We start from the raw sequence: 16,462 nt of genomic DNA, 5'->3' as shown, positions 1-16,462 counted from the left end.
TTGCGAAGAAATAATTGAAAAGAGGGTTCCAGCATGACTCATGTTGGAATTCTTTTTTGTTTTATATGACCGTTAAAAAATAAAAGGAGGAAAACATCATGGCTTATATGTCAGAAGAAGGTTACAAGAAATTGATGGCGGAACTTAAAGAACTGGAAACAGTGGAACGCCCCAAAATCTCTGCGGCAATAGCTGAGGCACGCGATAAAGGAGACTTATCGGAGAATGCCGAATACGATGCTGCAAAAGAGGCTCAGGGTATGCTTGAGATGAGAATCAACAAACTCAAAGCTGTAATAGCGGATGCTAAGATTATTGATGAATCGAAACTGAAAACAGATTCAGTGCAGATTCTGAATAAAGTAGAACTGAAGAATACCAAGAATGGTATGAAGATGACTTATACCATCGTTTCAGAAAGCGAGGCTAATCTGAAAGAAGGAAAGATTTCTGTTAGCACGCCGATTGCTCAGGGATTACTCGGCAAGAAGGTAGGTGATGTTGCTGAGATCCAGGTTCCACAAGGTAAAATCAGTCTTGAAGTAGTAAACATTTCGTTTTAACAAGAGGGCAGGTCCATGCTGGGGCTTGCCCTATTTTATATATATGGGATTATGGCAACAATATTCAGTAGAATCATAGCAGGTGAAATTCCATGCTATAAGGTAGCCGAAAACGAAAAGTTTTTTGCTTTCCTTGATATCAATCCGTTGGTGAAGGGACATACTTTGGTTGTGCCTAAACAGGAAGTTGATTATATCTTTGATTTGAGTGATGAGGATCTGGCTGCAATGCACGTCTTTGCCAAAAAAATAGCCCGTGCTATTGAGAAAGCCTTTCCTTGTAAAAAAGTGGGTGAAGCAGTGATCGGACTTGAGGTTCCACATGCTCATATTCATTTGATTCCTATTCAGAATGAATCGGATATGCTTTTTTCTAATCCGAAACTGAAGCTGGCAGATGAAGAGTTCGTCGCTATTGCTAAGACTATTAATTCTGCTTACGAAGCAGCCCAATAAAATTCTTCCTTCATAATATAGTAAAGGGACTGAACGCCAGGTTCAGTCCCTTTTTTAGTTTTACGCAGAAATCAAATATAGTCTTCTCCTAATTTCATTTGTGCATCGTTTACATACTTGCGTATGGCATGTTCTTCGTCTTTTTTGCATATCAGCAATACATTGTCTGACTCGGCAACCAGGAATCCCTCTAATCCTTCTATTACAGCAAGCTTGCCTTTTGGCAATACAACGATATTGTCGTTACTGTTATAGATCATAGAATCGCATTTCAGAGTTACATTTCCTTGTTCATCTTTAGGTGATAAGTCGTACAATGATCCCCATGTTCCAAGGTCCGACCATCCGAAATCTCCTAAAGAAACATATACATTGTCGGCTTTTTCCATGATACCAAAGTCTATTGAAACATTTGGGCATGCCGGGAAGTTTTCTTCGATGAAGGCTTTCTCTTCCGGTGTGCCATATACATCTTTTCCCGGAGCCAGTTTTGATGCCAGTTCTGGAAGAAGAGCTTCTCCTGCTTTGATGATTGTATTGACGTTCCACATGAAAAGTCCGGAATTCCAATAAAATTCTCCACTCTCGACAAAAACTTTAGCAAGCTCCAACTCGGGCTTTTCCGTGAATGTTTTTACTTTGTAGAAATTATCTCCTTCCTGTTCTGCTATCTGAATATATCCGTATCCTGTTTCCGGGCGATTAGGTTTTATCCCTAAGGTGAGGAGCTTGTCGGATTTTGAAACAAAGTCCAGACCTTTCTCTATGGCGGCTAAGAATTCTCCCTCTTTCAGAATCAGATGATCAGAAGGAGCAACTACGATATTAGCGTTCGGATTTAAAGAGCGTATATGGTAAGAGGCCCATGCGATGCAAGGAGCTGTATTTCTCCTTGCCGGCTCTAACAGAATCTGTTTGGAGTCTAATTCCGGAAGTTGTTCTTTTACCAAATCTGCATATATCGCATTTGTCACAATAAGTATGTTCTCCGTAGGAATAATTTTATTGAATCGATCGAAGGTTTGCTGCAGCAACGAACGACCTGTACCAAAGAAATCCAGAAACTGTTTAGGCATTGTCTTGCGGCTAAACGGCCAGAAACGACTGCCGATACCTCCGCCCATAATTACGCAATAATTATCTTTACTTGTCATGATATTGACTGTTTTAAATGTTTCTGCTAAAATACAGTTTATTCTCTGAAAACCGAAGCGTTTATGAGATGTTTTATTCTTTTTTTCTCCTTTTTTTTATAAAACTCTTGCAGGTTCAAAAAAAAGCCGTATCTTTGCACCGCATTTGAAACCAATGCCCAGATGGCGGAATCGGTAGACGCGCTGGTCTCAAACACCAGTGGATTCACTTCCATCCCGGTTCGACCCCGGGTCTGGGTACGAAAGATGAAGATAAACCCTTGTAAATACAAAGTTTACAAGGGTTTTCTATTTTTCTACTGAAACATTTAATCATTTTCTATGATCATATAAAACAACTTGTGCTGAAGAAATCTCTTACATATGGAATCATAGAGATTCCTTTGCTTAGTTTTCTTGGCGGAAAGCCAAATTTGACTTCATAGTGAGGATTGAAAAGATATAGTTGTTCATTCATAATCTGGTATCCGGCTTGTTTTGCGACATTTCTGAATATTTCAACGCTACATTTTGCCTGTTTGATATTTAGTAGTTCTTTTATCGTATCATCTTTTTCACCGCATAGTTTTAGTAGCCATCTGTACAAGAAACGAGGAAGGAGATGTATAAAAGGCAGATGTGAGATAATTTTTCCTTTTGCAATCTGTTGATGTCCTTCGCCACATCCTACTTCCAACACTTTATCGGGGAGATATCCTATCTTGCTTTTTATATATGGAATGTAATAGTTTCTACAGGTTTACGCTTGCTCATTAAAATAGTGTTTACGGTCAATATGTTGTTCTTGCACTTCTTTTTCTTCATCTTGGCGGGCAAGATATAAATCTTGGCGGCCAGGATGTGCATCTCGGGCGCTAAGATACACATCTTTGCACCTGAGATGAATTTTAACTGTTGAAAGAAGTAAGTTTTCTTTTATTGCTTTATCTTTTTAGAAAGAGCTATATTCTATTAAACAATTAGTTTTTAAACAGCCTTTTTAGTATTTGTTGCCTCTGTACATTCCATGAAGAGCCAGTGAAGAATTATTAAACAGGTTCTTTTAATGGTTCGGTTGAAGCGTTCATGCAATTAATTCTGCTCTAACTGGTTTTATTATATAAATAACTCATTCGGAAACTGATTTTAGCAAGTTTCGGGTTATTTTTCATTTGGAAACTTCGTACATTTGCTACGTACTCGAACAGAGTGAATGTGTCTGTGTTCCTTGTGCTTCGAATAATGACAGATAAATCAAAGAAACAAAAAGCTATTAATTTTCCAACGAAGAGAGAAATATGAAAAACGTTATTCAGATACAATACTACCAATCACCATGCGGGGAGCTGATATTAGGCTCTTTCCAAGGAAAACTTTGCATGTGCGATTGGAACAGAGAAGGAAGGCGGGCATTAATTGACCGGAGAATGCAGAAACTGTTACATGCCGATTATGAAAAGAGTTCATCCGAAGTAATTGTACGAACAATAATTCAGCTGGATGAATATTTTGGCAGGAAAAGAACGGCTTTTGATATTCCGTTGTTCTTTGTCGGTACCGATTTTCAGAAGACTGTTTGGAAAGAGTTGTTGGATATCCCGTATGGGATGACATTATCTTATGGCGATTTATCGCGGAAATTAGGCAATCCCAAAGCTATTCGCGCTGTGGCTGCCGCCAATGGGGCGAATCCCATTTCAATACTTGTTCCTTGTCATCGCGTGATTGGCAGTGACCGTAAATTAGTAGGGTATGGTGGTGGAATTCCTGCAAAGAAGATATTACTTGAACTTGAACTTTCTGACAAAGTGTTTTTTTGAATATAGATGAAGTCACAGCAGGAACTGAATTATAAGCGGATTGCAGATGCTATCCGCTTTATTAAAAAGAACTATCGTACGCAGCCTAAATTGGAGGAGATCGCAGAACATATCAATATGAGTCCCTTCCATTTCCAAAGGATGTTTAGCGAGTGGGCGGGAACAACTCCGAAGCGTTTCTTGCAATATCTGAATATTGAGTATGCAAAAAAGATATTGAAAGAAACCCATGCGACACTTTTTGATACAGCCTGCGAGCTTGGACTTTCGGGAACAGGGCGACTTCATGACTTGTTTATAAACATAGAGGGAATGACTCCCGGTGAATATAAAAACGGCGGACTGGCATTGAATATTAATTATTCGTTTGCTGATACACCTTTTGGTAAAATAATAGCAGCATCTACCGATAAAGGTGTTTGTCACATGGCCTTTGTCGATGAAGGAGAGAGGAGAGCTTTTGATCATTTGCGAAGTATATTTCCTAACGCTAAATATGTGCTATCACCGGACACGAAGCAGCAACATGCATTGTCTGTCTTTGATCGGGATTGGAACAGGCTGGAAGAAATTAAACTGCATTTGAAAGGAACGGAATTCCAGTTAAAAGTATGGGAAACTTTATTGAAGATTCCGGCAGGAGGGCTGGCGACTTATGCCGATTTGGCGACCAAATCCGGATACAATGGTGCTTGTAGGGCTGTCGGAACTGCTGTGGGGAAGAATCCGGTTGCTTTTCTGATACCTTGCCATCGTGTGATAAAGGCTACCGGCGAACCGGGAAATTACCATTGGGGAAAGATGCGCAAGAATGCTATTATTGGTTGGGAAGCTGCCCATAAGGATTTCCCGGACCAGTGATCTGTCACCCCTCTGAAAGCCCGGTCAGGAAAGTAGTTTTAGCTCTTTCGCTATTCTGCAAGCTTCAATGGAATTCTTTACCTGGAGTTTCTCCAGTATATTTTGCCGGTGTCGGCTGACGGTATTTTTACTTATGAATAGGGTCCGGGCAATCTCCTGACTTGTTTTCCCCGTATCGATCAGCTTCAATATCACCTTCTCCCTGTCGGATAAAAGGCTGCTGTAGTCCTGTTTTTCCAGTTCTATGGCCTGTCCGTTTGCCGAGTTGATGACCATGCAATTCATGGTAGGATCAGTCGATAAATTGTAAAGGCACAGGGCCAGCCACATGCTATTGCTTGAGTGGGTAGATACATAAAACATCCTGTGCAGGACAGGAACATATTTTCTGGAAGTATTACGCATGCGAAGTTTGCTCATAAGAAAATAATCTGCACGCTTTTTCGCAGGAATCTGTTTCAGGAAGTGATAGAAGCGGAGTTCCTGTACATACTTTTCTGACAGATCATCGGGATGAATCTGTTTAAAGATTTCCTTTTCCCATATTGATTCAAAATTCCGGCTTTCTCCACGTTTGGCTATACCCAACGTTTCGGCTGTTCCCCCATAATAAATGTAGCTGATGTTGGTATGCATATCGCTAAGCACAGCAATTGCATTTTCTATCCGTGCATAGTTGTATGCTATTTGTTTATACTCTTTTAGTTCTTCAGGCAGTTGTTCATCTTTGCAGAAAGGCTGTGCCAGAAACTCTTTGTTCAGTTTGTCAACAATGTCCATATCGGGAAGGGAAATGGTTATTAATAAGCATTGCAGGCTTAGATACAAGCTCTTACCTTTGCAAAGATAATCATAAAACATAGTTGTTGATGGAAAGTGAAAAAGAAAAAATGGGAACAGGCAGGCTGTATGATGCTAATTATGATACAGAGCTGATAGCCGAACGGCAGGCTTGCAAAGAATTATGTTATGAACTGAATCGTTTACGTCCTTCGCAAATAACTGAACGGGAAGCCATTATTCGTCGATTGTTTCACAAGACGAAAGAGCATTTTCTGTTGGAACAACCCTTTTATTGCGATTATGGCTATAATATTGAGATAGGAGAGAATTTTTATGCCAATATGAACTGTGTCATTCTGGACGAAGCGAAAGTAACGTTCGGTGATAATGTTTTTATAGCTCCTTCTTGTGGATTCTATACTGCGGGGCATCCTCTGGATGCAGAACAAAGAAACCGGGGATTAGAGTATGCCCGTCCCATTCATGTGGGTAATAATGTCTGGATAGGAGCACAAGTTTGTGTGCTGCCGGGTGTGACAATCGGTGACAATGCAGTGATAGGTGCGGGCAGTGTGGTGAATAGAGATATCCCGGGCAATGTGATTGCAGCAGGTAATCCTTGCCGTGTGATTAGGCAAATCACGGAAAAAGATAAAGTAAAATATACATTATAAGATAAACATAATCAAAAAGTAAAATGAAAAAAGTATGTTTGACCCTATTTATGGGCTTGATGGCGCAAGTGACATTTGCGCAGACGCTGGGAAAAATGCAATGGTTCAATGAACCGGACCAATGGGAGATAAAAGATAATGTACTATCGATGTCTGTCACTCCGCAAAGTGATTATTGGCGGATTTCTCACTATGGTTTTACGGTGGATGATGCACCATTCTATTATGCTACCTATGGTGGTGAGTTTGAAGCGAAAGTAAAAGTGACAGGTGACTATAAAGTACGCTTCGACCAAGCCGGACTGATGCTTCGTATTGACCATGAAAACTATATTAAAGCAGGTATTGAGTTTGTAGACGGGAAATTTAATTTGAGTACAGTCGTTACTCATAAAACGAGTGACTGGAGCGTGATAACTTTGGATAAAACCGTGCCTTATATCTGGATAAAAGCTGTCAGACGACTGGATGCGGTAGAAATCTTCTATTCATTTGATGACAAAACTTACACACTAATGCGTAATGCATGGTTACAGGATAATATACCCGTGAAGGTGGGACTGATGGCTGCTTGTCCTGATGGAAATGGATTTGAAGTGAGATTTGAGCACTTCAAGGTAAGACACCTGCCTGACCAACGCAGAGTAGAATGGTTGAAGAAGAATGCCGAATAGGATTGGAATATAATATAATCTGATTTTTTAGAGATGTATTTAATGTAAAGACGGCAATCTCAAGTGTAAAGGCTTACTGTAATCGGTGACATCTGGAGTTTGTTGTCTTTTCATTGAGTATAATAAAGAAGGTATGCAAAATAAAATCTTATTTTGTCATTTCGCGAGGAGAGATACTCGTTTGCTGTTTAAACACACGTGAAAAGTATTGTGGTGACTGAAATCCACATTGGAAACATACTTCTTTTATTGACATATCTGTATTTCGTAACAACTCAATGGCTTTATTGACCCGTGTTTGGTTCAAGTAGTCTAGTGGAGCTAGATTTAAATGTTGTGAGAACATGCGTCTAAGATGCCTTTCACTGATACCGATATGCTCGGCGACATCCTTAACATTGATGTTTGAATAGTAATTCAGACGGATATATGCAATGGCTTTTCTTAAAGAATCGTTTGTGCAGATTGGTAGGTAAGCTTCATTCATATGACGATAAATAAGAATTAGTAATTCAGCATAATACATTACTGCCAGATACTGGTAATGTGGACTTTTTACTTCCAGTTCGTTAATAATGCGTTGTACCGTACGTACGATGCATATGTTGTTTACTATTTTAATTAATCTGTTTTCCTCCGAAAATAAAAAAACAGAAGTATGGGCGAGATCATTTGCTTCCAGACCCACATTTAGGTTGAAAAGAGAAAATATATCCGGCAGAAACTCCAATTGCATTAGGGTTGTACCTTCTGGACCTGCCTCAAATAGATGATTGACATTTGAAGTGATAATCATAGTTTCTCTTTCACGGAAAGTTACGCTTTCATTGTCTAAATGGAGAATACAACTTCCTTTCTTAACATGGTTAATTTCAATGCGTTGATGTTTATGGGGCCCGTATGTCTCTGAAGGGTAGAATGATATAAAACGAAAAACGTCCGCCAGACGCTTGCTTTTGAGATTCTCTGTAATATTTTCTAATAAACTCCAAATAGAGCGCTGTTGTGTAGAAAGGTCTTCCATAGCTCTGTATCTATATTATATGTTAAGTGTAAAAGATATGCAAATCTATATAAAATCAGAGTATAAAAATAGATATTGATACTTTTTTTGTGAATTTAATAACAACTATTCCTTTTTGTGCACTTTTTGTTTCTTTCCTGTCCTAATAATACAAACCCATATTGTCTTTTTTTAGTGTTCTACATATTGTTACTATTTAACTTTGCAGCAGCCTTTAAAAAAAGTTATAACCTTTAAAAAATGAAACAATGTTTAGAAAACTAAGATCAGTAAGTATGCTGCTGTTCCTTATGGGAATCTTTGGTTCGGCAACTTATTCGGTTGCCCATCCGGGTGTTACCGATGTGAAAAACACACAGCAGGCCGGTGCTTGTACCGGTATAATAAAAGATGTGACAGGAGAACCAGTTATCGGAGTATCTGTAGCTGTTAAGGGAACTTCCACTGGAACAATTACCGGATTGGATGGCCGTTTTTCTTTTGCAAACGTAAAGAAGGGTGATATTATTCGGATTTCTTATGTGGGCTATGTTACTCAAGAGATAAAATGGGATGGTAAGCCCCTTAATATTATCATGCAAGAAGATAGCCGGGCTTTGGATGAAGTGGTGGTAGTGGGTTACGCAGTACAAAAAAAGGTAAATTTATCCGGATCCGTTGCTACTGTTTCCACTGAACAATTAGAAGACCGTCCGGTAACCAGTGTGGGACAAGCGCTGCAAGGAACGGTAGCCAACCTGAACGTAACTATAGGTAGTGGTAAGGCAGACGATGCTCCTTCTTTTAATATTCGTGGTACCACTTCTTTGAATGGTGGCGAACCGTTGGTTGTAGTTGATGGCGTTATTTCAAGCAGCTGGGCGTTGAATCACATGAACGGTAATGATATTGCCAGCATTTCGGTATTAAAAGATGCTTCTTCTTCGGCTATTTATGGTTCGCGTGCAGCATATGGCGTAATTTTGGTCACTACCAAGGTTGGTAAGTCGGATAAGCTGACCATTAATTATAATAATAACTTCTCTTTGCGGCAAAACACTAAGACACCGGAGGTTATCACAGATCCGTATCTTGTGGCTCAAACAAAAAACATCATGGGACGCCCTTTGTATAATATGTTTAATGAAGAGCAGTTGGCGTATGCCAAGAAAAGATCGGAAGATCCATCGACTTCACCCTATTTCTTGAATCCGAATGGCACCTACAGCTATTTCGGGAATACGGACTGGGTGAACGAAGCTTATAAAAAAAGCGGATTTTCAATGAACCATAATGTAGATATCTCAGGCAAGACAGATAGGGTAAATTACTTCTTCTCTGCCGGATATAACTTCACGGATGGTATGATTAAATACAATCCCGATAAGTTTCATCGATATAACTTGCGTTCTAAACTGAACTTCAAGATTACCGACTTCTGGAGCATCTCTAACAATACGAGCTTCATTATAAAAGACTATGAACGACCTACGTCATTGGGCTCGAGCTATTTCTGGGAAATCAATCGTATCAGCCCTCTGGAATTGTTGACAAATCCCGATGGTTCGTGGACAAAAAAGGGAGCACAGGTTCTTGGAGTGATGCAGGAGGGCGGACGTGCATCTGAACAAGGTTCAAGTATAAAGACCCAGTTTGCGACACGTCTGGATATTATAAAGGATGTGTTGTTTGTGAACGGAAATTTTTCCTATAACTTCGATAAGAACAGAAATAGATGGCATTACCTGCCGGTTGCTTACTATGAAGGTCCTGAGATGGCACCCAAATATTTCAATGAAACGACAAGCGCCTATAGCCAGTCGAATGAAACAACGCGTCTGACGTTCGATGCTTACGCTACATTCAACAAGACATTTAATGAAAAGCATGCGATCACTGTAATTGCCGGATTCAACCAAGAGGAATATCGTTATGAGAATACCCAGTTAGGTCGTAAGGATTTGATTTCCACCTCTCTTCCTACTTTGGGATTGGCAACGGGCGATATGTCTGTCAGCGAATCGATTACTACTTGGGCACTTCGGGGAGGATATGCGCGTTTCAATTATACGTTCGATGATAAGTATATCGCCGAGTTCAACGGACGATACGATGGAACTTCACGTTTCCCCAAAGATTCGCGCTTTGTCTTCAACCCGTCGGGTTCGGTCGCATGGGTAGTTTCGAGAGAAAAATTCTTTAAACCCTTTGAAAACATATTCAGCTTCTTTAAGTTACGTTATTCTTACGGTGTATTGGGAAACCAGGATGTAGGTGCTTATGAATATATCGCAACGATGGGATCGGGCAAAACTTCCCAGATTATTGACGGAGAACAACCGGTATACGTCAATGCACCGGGATTGGTATCCGGAGGGTTGACTTGGGAGAAAGTATCCACTTCCAATTTGGGTGTGGAAATGAACTTCCTTAATAACCGGTTGACTTTCAATGGAGATTATTATGTGCGCCGTACGAAAGACATGTTGACTACGGGAGAACCTTTGCCTAACGTGTTGGGAACCCCTGTGCCTAAAGAGAATACTGCCGATTTAAAGACCGAAGGTTGGGAAATCACATTGGGATGGAAAGACCGGTTTAAATTGGGCGGCAAGCCGTTTGATTACCAGTTAGGATTTAACTTGGCTGACAGCCGTGCTTACATCACCAAATTCAAAAACACAACCGGTGTATTAAGCAGTAATTATGAAGGCAAGGAAATAGGAGAAATATGGGGATATACTACCCTGGGATTTTTCACTTCGCAGGAAGACATCGATAACCATGCAGACCAGTCGAAGCTGGCATCTTATGCGAGTTCGCGTCCGATAGCTCCGGGTGATTTGAAATTCGCTGACTTGAATGGTGACGGTGAAGTGTATAGAGGCGCCAATACGTTGGATGACCATGGTGACTTGAGAGTTATTGGTAACTCCAGAGCACGTTTTACTTATGGCTTTACTGCGGGTGGAAATTGGAACGGATTTGACCTCAGCCTTTTCTTGCAAGGTGTAGGTAAAAAAGACTATAATCCATCGGGAGACTTGTATTTCTGGGGAATTTATGCACAACCTTGGACCAATATCACCAAAGGAAACTATTACGATCGTTGGACAGAAGAGAATCCCGACGGTTATTTCCCCCGTCTGAAAGGATATGTGGCTGAATCATCATCCAAAGAAGCCGGATTGGCGCAAACCCGCTATTTGCAAGATGCTTCTTACATACGTCTGAAAAATCTGACTTTTGGTTATACGTTGCCGGCACTGTTGATGAACAAGGTTGGAATCAACCGTGTGAGGGTTTATTTCTCCGGTGATAACCTGCTTACGATTTCGGGGTTGTATAAACACTATAAAGTAGATCCCGAAGGATTGGGCGGGCAGAAATATCCGTTGCAACGTTCTTACTCTTTTGGTCTTAATGTAACATTTTAAATAAGTAGAATAATATGAAATCAATAAAAAAACAATTATATACCACCGCCTTAGGCTTTGGCCTGTTGAACGTGTTGAGTGGTTGCAATGATTCTTTCATGGATCGTTTTCCGGAAACATCAATTACCGAGAAAGTGTTTTTTCAGAACGCGGGAGACCTGGAGTCGTACACCAATGGTATGTATGGATACCTGAGCGGTTCTTACTGGGACGCTGTTTCGGACAATATGCTTTATAAGGAGGAAAGCTCTACTTATGAACTGCTGAGTGGCTTGCGTTCTCCCGAAACCTGGGGTACTTGGTCGTGGGGGGATATCCGTAAGGTGAACTTTATGCTTGCGCGTACCGGAAAGGTGACCGGTGACAAAGCCGAAATCAATCACTATATAGGACTTGCCCGGATGTTTCGTGCCAAGTTGTATTACGATAAAGTAAAATCATACTCGGACGTGCCTTGGTATAGCGCCGATTTGCAAACTACCGATACCGAGGAATTGTATAAGCCACAAGACCCCAGAGCTTTGGTTGTAGATTCGATCATGGCCGATCTGGATTTTGCTGTAAAGAACATGAAGACGGGAGCAAGCAAGACACGCATTTTCAGGAATGTGGCTTTGGCTCTTCAGGCCCGGATTGCCTTGAATGAAGGCACATTCAGGAAGTATCATCCCGAACTTGGGCTGAATGACGCGGACCGCTTTCTGAATGTCGCGGTTTCGGCGGCAGAACAACTGATGGATGGCACATATAGCCTGTCGGAAGTGAAGAGCGACGGACTGGAGGCTTATGAATCCCTGTTTTGCAGTCTGAACCTGACGAACAATCCGGAAATGATCCTGGTGAGTGATTACGACAAGGCACTGGGACGTTTCCATAACTCACAGCAGGTCTGTGATTTTTACCATGGTCTCTCCCGCGATCTGATGGAGGATTACCTGGTCATTGACGGGAATCGGACGAAAACCTTCCAATCGGTACCGGGATATGCGACAAAAACGTATCAGGAGATCTTTGAGAATCGCGATCCGCGCTTGCGCCAGACCATCATGTGGCCCGGATATCAAAAGGCCAGCGAGAGTGAGCCCCATCGTATAAATGTGGATGCGGGAGGCTATCCGCAGATAAAGTTCGATCCTCGTACGCACGACCAGATCGGATGGAATCTGAGTTATACAGACTTGCCGATATTTCGTTACGCCGAAATCTTATTGATTTATGCCGAAGCAAAAGCGGAGTTAGGCACGCTGACTCAGCCGGATGTGGATCGTTCTATTAATCTGATCCGCAAACGCGTCGGAATGCCGGAAGCTTCGTTGGCAGATTGGCTTGCGAATATCGATCCGGTGCAGGAGGTACGTTATTCCAACGTTTCCTCTACTCAGAAAGGAGCGGTTCTGGAGGTGCGCCGTGAACGTCGTATTGAATTGGCTTGCGAGGGTTTCCGCTATAACGACCTGATGCGTTGGAGCTGTGGTAAACTGATGGAAAAGGCACCCGAGGGATCTTATATTCCAGGAATGGGATTGTACGATCTGACAGGTGATGGCCAACCGGATATCGCTTTTGTAAGAAACTCGGCAGAGGCTGACAATATCCCGGAAGAGGATAGGAAAAAGGTCACCGTTTATACATTGGAAGGGCATACCATCGAGCTGACTGAAGGAGATAAGGGATACATCCGCTTGAAATCTCAGGTAGGTAAATTTAAGTTCGAAGAACCTAAATATTATTATTCTCCGATTGCGGTGGATGATATTACGTTGAATAAAAACCTGGTTCAAAATAAGTTCTGGGCACAATAAGAAGAGCGTCTTGATATTCGATAACGATGAATCGTTATTATTGATAAGGACTTTGTTTGGTTACGTTAATAGATAGATGAAGACTTGTATATCGGTTTAAACGTCGGTATGCAAGTCTTTCTTTTTGTCATTTTGATAATCAGCCGCCTTCAGAATCGTTTCTTTTCGTCCCTGAATATTTGTTGTGGCAAAAAAACGCCTCCTGCTTGATTAGTTTAATATCTTATTGCTTCTTATCCTTTTTGTTTGCGATTGAAAAGAAGCCAAGTTATGCTCTTGGGTGTTTTATGGTGTCTTTCTTGATAGAAATAGCTGTCTTTCTGCTCTGCTGACAAGCACTGTTTCTTCTCGCCAACCAGAGATAAAAGAGTTCCCGTAAACCATCATTCTGGAAATAACAGGAGAAAATTCCGAAAACACAAGGATGTATTTTGAAAACATAAGGGCTTATGGAGGAAATGCAACCGTCTTTAGGGGTAAATGCTTCCTTCTTTCAGAGCAAAAGCTTCCTTCTTTCCGCGAAAAGCCCGGCTCTTCATCCCCCGGAGCCCGGTTTTCCCCTTCGGAAAGCTCCCGTTTCTATCTTTTTATCTCCTGGCTCATCCGTTTTTAATAAGGTGAATGTTACTGAAATGGGATGTTTGATATCTTTTTGTCTTAAGGATTCGGTAGTTTTCTTGCAAAATGTTGAAAGGCTGCTTCCCTTACGGAAAACAGCCTTTCTTTCTTCAAACTTTTCTTTTTACCTCTCTATGTGTGAATCAGGGATATGTGAGGTTGATTCGCGTTCTTTATCATTTCTTTATCGTACTGAAAGCGTATACATTTCCTCCGAAGTCGGTTGCTATCAATGTATTGCCCGATATGGCCACCGAACTGAATATGGGTGCTCCGGTGGTGTATTTCCAGACGATTTTTCCGGTTCTTTTGTCAATGCCGTATATGCCTCCGTCCGATGCGCCTACATATACGGTTTTTCCTGCCAATGCCGGGCTGGTTTCTATGGTTCCCGAAGTCGGGCGGCTGTATGGTGCGGTGTAGATCAAGGCATCGCCTATCGGACAATTCCATTTCTCTTCCAATGTTTCGTTATCCAGTGCCACAAGTCCTTTGTTTGCCGTGCCAAAGATGATTTCCTTGTCGGTGAGTAGTGGAGTGGAAGTTGCGTCCAGGTTATACGGCAAGGGTTTGCGTACAATTATTCTTCCTGTAGCGGCTTCTAAGATGAAGAACGATTTCTCGGATATCAGGTATAACAGCGACCCGTGCATGGCGGCAGATGCGCCTCTGTTCCGCAGTCCATGATTGCTGACACTCCATAACATCTTGCCCGTTTTCGAGTCGTTGCCATAGAGTGCGCTCCATTGTACCGAACCTATCAGGATGCCGTTTCCTTGTGTCAGTGTCGAGGTGGTTCCTTCTCTTTGTGACCATCCTTCGTTCTTCCAGATTCTTTTTCCTGTCCGGGCTTCGAAAGCCGACAGGGCTTTTCCTGTACCCGCATATACTACTCCATCGCAGGCCACCAATCCGTCTATCAGTGCGGGCAATCCGTTTACGGGCAGTTTGCTTTCCCAGCATAGCTTTCCGCTTTCACAGTCCACTGCGTAGAGATTTCCCAGTACATCTTGTGCGAAAACAAGACCATTATCTATCGCGATGGTGTTTTTAACGGAACTTTTCACCGGATATTTCCATTTTATCTCACCGTTTTTTCCGTCCAGCGCATAGATGTGCGCTCTCCCTTTCAGGTCTTCGTCTACCGAAGCGGTATATATGTTGCCATTATGTATCAGCGGAGAAGTCATGTATATATTGGCTCCTATGTTTTTCACCCACGCCAATCCGGGTATGCTGTCCAGTGCGGCAGCGGCCTTGGCCGTGTGGGTGGCATTTCCCAACAGGTTGTCCCAGTTCTCGGTCAGTCTGATGTCGGCTTGTTGAGGCAGATAGACAAAGTTTTTTTCGGAACGGGCTGTCTCTCCGTTCTTGAATTCCGCTTCTACTTGTATGGTGAGTTCTTTGCCGGCATGCGTTTCCTTCAAAGGCAATGTTGCCGTCCAGCACCAGTCAGAGCTTTGGCTGAGGCGTTTGCCTCTTAATACAGGTTTATCCTGATCCAGGCAAGTGTAAGTGACCCGGCGCACCGGCGATGCCGACGAGTACACATTGACGGTCACTTCCGGTGAGGCTGTATGGCCTGCAGGCGAAGCGATGCAGATGCTATTGTTCAGATACGAGTAGCGCAGTTCAGAGCTGAAATCTCCTTTCCCGTCCACATGCATGATTCGGAAAGCGCTGGTCGAGTGATCAATGCCGCCTTTGTCCAGTGCGCTGGTACAGACTGTATATACGCTTCCCTGTTTCTTCACGTGGTTGATGTGCCAATGGCCATATACCCATGCTTTCAGGTTATGTTTGTTCAGGTCGATACTTTCCGTTTCGCTGCCTTTATATATAAACTCGTCGCCATACGTCAGGATGTCATGATTGAAAACAACAATCGGTGTCCCCGGCTTGATGTGTGCCAGATCATTTTTCAGCCATCTGCACACATCCAGGCGAGTATATCCCGGCTTGTGGTCTCCACCCGGCATCGGTGTGACGATGTAGTGCACATTGGCCACGTCGAACGAGTAGTATACAGGGCCATAATTGTTTTCGAACACCTCTTCGCCATACTTCCCTTTCACCAGGTCGTGGTTGCCGATGCAATAGAATACGGGAACGTTCATGTTTTCGGTGTTCATCAGCTTGATGTGCTTCTTCATGCCGTTCTCATAACAGATATCTCCGGTATGTATAATGAACGCTGCGTTTTCATTGGCGGCATATTCCCGGATATTTTTCACCCAGGCTTCGTTGCCTTCGGTGTTGAATATTTCGGTATCCGAAACATGGACGTATTGATGCGATCCGTCTTTGCCAATACCCGGGTGATAAGTCAAAAGGCCGAAATCGTACCCATTCGTCCGGGAGTCTATCTTATGATAGTGTTTGTTGAGTGTCTTGTATCCCGATGGGGTGGTGATAAAGATAAATCGTTGGCGGGCGTGTCCGGGCAGTGTGTACGTTCCGTCTTTCGCCGTTTCCGTTACATTCAGTCCGTCAGACACTTTGATGCCTCCCAGTGTCTTCTCTCCACGGTCAAACTGCCCGTTGCTGTTCTTGTCAACAAACACGCGGCCGTTGTATGCAGCAGTTGCGCTCGTGGTAGCGGCCAGTAACAATAAAAATAAAATGTTTTTCTTCATGA

12 protein-coding genes, 1 tRNA gene and 1 pseudogene are annotated in these 16,462 nt (G+C 42.3%); 9 read left to right on the top strand and 5 right to left on the bottom strand.

All coding sequences use genetic code 11. The annotated features are described in order from the left end of the window. Nucleotides 1–98: 98 nt before the first annotated feature. Together greA and G7Y45_RS02255 are read left to right on the top strand one after the other, a co-directional pair. Nucleotides 99–563 (top strand): transcription elongation factor GreA, encoded by a 465-nt coding sequence (greA, locus tag G7Y45_RS02260; protein ID WP_005782039.1) that lies wholly within the window; start codon nucleotides 99–101, stop codon nucleotides 561–563. 51 nt (nucleotides 564–614) lie between these two features. Next, nucleotides 615–1,019, top strand: coding sequence for an HIT family protein (locus tag G7Y45_RS02255; RefSeq protein WP_032530810.1), 405 nt, complete (start codon nucleotides 615–617; stop codon nucleotides 1,017–1,019). 71 nt (nucleotides 1,020–1,090) lie between these two features. Here G7Y45_RS02255 and G7Y45_RS02250 read toward each other — a convergent pair whose 3' ends face one another. Further along, entirely contained in the window at nucleotides 1,091–2,173 is a 1,083-nt protein-coding gene (locus G7Y45_RS02250) for a mannose-1-phosphate guanylyltransferase (protein WP_165017332.1), read from the bottom strand. Between the two features lie 156 nt (nucleotides 2,174–2,329). On the opposite strand from G7Y45_RS02250, the gene G7Y45_RS02245 reads away from it, so the two are divergent. Beyond that, nucleotides 2,330–2,413, top strand: a tRNA-Leu gene (locus tag G7Y45_RS02245). Nucleotides 2,414–2,498: 85 nt separating this feature from the next. Here the strand turns inward: G7Y45_RS02245 and G7Y45_RS02240 are convergent. Continuing rightward, nucleotides 2,499–2,963 (bottom strand): annotated as a pseudogene (locus G7Y45_RS02240) (hypothetical protein). Nucleotides 2,964–3,450: 487 nt separating this feature from the next. On the opposite strand from G7Y45_RS02240, the gene G7Y45_RS02235 reads away from it, so the two are divergent. Together G7Y45_RS02235 and G7Y45_RS02230 are read left to right on the top strand one after the other, a co-directional pair. Further along, complete coding sequence (locus tag G7Y45_RS02235; protein WP_165017329.1) at nucleotides 3,451–3,972, top strand: methylated-DNA--[protein]-cysteine S-methyltransferase; 522 nt, start codon at nucleotides 3,451–3,453, stop codon at nucleotides 3,970–3,972. A 6-nt stretch (nucleotides 3,973–3,978) separates the two neighbouring features. Beyond that, the gene (locus G7Y45_RS02230) at nucleotides 3,979–4,833 is read left to right on the top strand and encodes a methylated-DNA--[protein]-cysteine S-methyltransferase (RefSeq protein WP_165017326.1); all 855 of its coding nucleotides are present in this window, start codon (nucleotides 3,979–3,981) and stop codon (nucleotides 4,831–4,833) included. Nucleotides 4,834–4,857: 24 nt separating this feature from the next. Here G7Y45_RS02230 and G7Y45_RS02225 read toward each other — a convergent pair whose 3' ends face one another. Beyond that, nucleotides 4,858–5,694: a response regulator transcription factor gene (locus tag G7Y45_RS02225; protein ID WP_165017322.1), complete on the bottom strand. Its 837-nt coding sequence runs from the start codon at nucleotides 5,692–5,694 to the stop codon at nucleotides 4,858–4,860. Nucleotides 5,695–5,702: 8 nt separating this feature from the next. Between G7Y45_RS02225 and G7Y45_RS02220 the strand changes: the two genes are divergently transcribed. After that, nucleotides 5,703–6,290, top strand: coding sequence for a sugar O-acetyltransferase (locus G7Y45_RS02220; RefSeq protein ID WP_032531588.1), 588 nt, complete (start codon nucleotides 5,703–5,705; stop codon nucleotides 6,288–6,290). A gap of 23 nt (nucleotides 6,291–6,313) precedes the next feature. After that, nucleotides 6,314–6,964: a DUF1349 domain-containing protein gene (locus tag G7Y45_RS02215; RefSeq protein WP_032531587.1), complete on the top strand. Its 651-nt coding sequence runs from the start codon at nucleotides 6,314–6,316 to the stop codon at nucleotides 6,962–6,964. Between the two features lie 148 nt (nucleotides 6,965–7,112). Here G7Y45_RS02215 and G7Y45_RS02210 read toward each other — a convergent pair whose 3' ends face one another. Further along, entirely contained in the window at nucleotides 7,113–7,988 is an 876-nt protein-coding gene (locus G7Y45_RS02210) for an AraC family transcriptional regulator (protein ID WP_122142226.1), read from the bottom strand. Between the two features lie 290 nt (nucleotides 7,989–8,278). Here G7Y45_RS02210 and G7Y45_RS02205 point away from each other — a divergent pair, with 290 nt between their 5' ends. Together G7Y45_RS02205 and G7Y45_RS02200 are read left to right on the top strand one after the other, a co-directional pair. Next, nucleotides 8,279–11,404, top strand: coding sequence for a SusC/RagA family TonB-linked outer membrane protein (locus G7Y45_RS02205; RefSeq protein WP_371729410.1), 3,126 nt, complete (start codon nucleotides 8,279–8,281; stop codon nucleotides 11,402–11,404). Nucleotides 11,405–11,418: 14 nt separating this feature from the next. Next, nucleotides 11,419–13,206 carry a RagB/SusD family nutrient uptake outer membrane protein gene (locus G7Y45_RS02200; protein WP_165017319.1) on the top strand — a complete coding sequence of 596 codons (1,788 nt, stop codon included), beginning with the start codon at nucleotides 11,419–11,421 and terminating at the stop codon, nucleotides 13,204–13,206. 794 nt (nucleotides 13,207–14,000) lie between these two features. Here G7Y45_RS02200 and G7Y45_RS02195 read toward each other — a convergent pair. Continuing rightward, nucleotides 14,001–16,460 carry a PQQ-binding-like beta-propeller repeat protein gene (locus G7Y45_RS02195; RefSeq protein ID WP_165017316.1) on the bottom strand — a complete coding sequence of 820 codons (2,460 nt, stop codon included), beginning with the start codon at nucleotides 16,458–16,460 and terminating at the stop codon, nucleotides 14,001–14,003. Nucleotides 16,461–16,462 lie beyond the last annotated feature (2 nt).

The sequence above is a fragment of the Bacteroides sp. ZJ-18 genome (assembly GCF_011038705.2).
In the GTDB taxonomy this organism is placed as follows: Bacteria; Bacteroidota; Bacteroidia; order Bacteroidales; family Bacteroidaceae; genus Bacteroides; species Bacteroides hominis.
This window is presented reverse-complemented; position numbering and strand designations above follow the sequence as displayed.

Coding starts and splice junctions, on each gene's coding strand:
- greA (WP_005782039.1), top strand. CDS start 99: ATGGCTTATATGTCAGAAGAAGGTTACAAGAAATTGATGGCGGAACTT.
- G7Y45_RS02255 (WP_032530810.1), top strand. CDS start 615: ATGGCAACAATATTCAGTAGAATCATAGCAGGTGAAATTCCATGCTAT.
- G7Y45_RS02250 (WP_165017332.1), bottom strand. CDS start 2,173: ATGACAAGTAAAGATAATTATTGCGTAATTATGGGCGGAGGTATCGGC.
- G7Y45_RS02235 (WP_165017329.1), top strand. CDS start 3,451: ATGAAAAACGTTATTCAGATACAATACTACCAATCACCATGCGGGGAG.
- G7Y45_RS02230 (WP_165017326.1), top strand. CDS start 3,979: ATGAAGTCACAGCAGGAACTGAATTATAAGCGGATTGCAGATGCTATC.
- G7Y45_RS02225 (WP_165017322.1), bottom strand. CDS start 5,694: ATGTTTTATGATTATCTTTGCAAAGGTAAGAGCTTGTATCTAAGCCTG.
- G7Y45_RS02220 (WP_032531588.1), top strand. CDS start 5,703: ATGGAAAGTGAAAAAGAAAAAATGGGAACAGGCAGGCTGTATGATGCT.
- G7Y45_RS02215 (WP_032531587.1), top strand. CDS start 6,314: ATGAAAAAAGTATGTTTGACCCTATTTATGGGCTTGATGGCGCAAGTG.
- G7Y45_RS02210 (WP_122142226.1), bottom strand. CDS start 7,988: ATGGAAGACCTTTCTACACAACAGCGCTCTATTTGGAGTTTATTAGAA.
- G7Y45_RS02205 (WP_371729410.1), top strand. CDS start 8,279: ATGGGAATCTTTGGTTCGGCAACTTATTCGGTTGCCCATCCGGGTGTT.
- G7Y45_RS02200 (WP_165017319.1), top strand. CDS start 11,419: ATGAAATCAATAAAAAAACAATTATATACCACCGCCTTAGGCTTTGGC.
- G7Y45_RS02195 (WP_165017316.1), bottom strand. CDS start 16,460: ATGAAGAAAAACATTTTATTTTTATTGTTACTGGCCGCTACCACGAGC.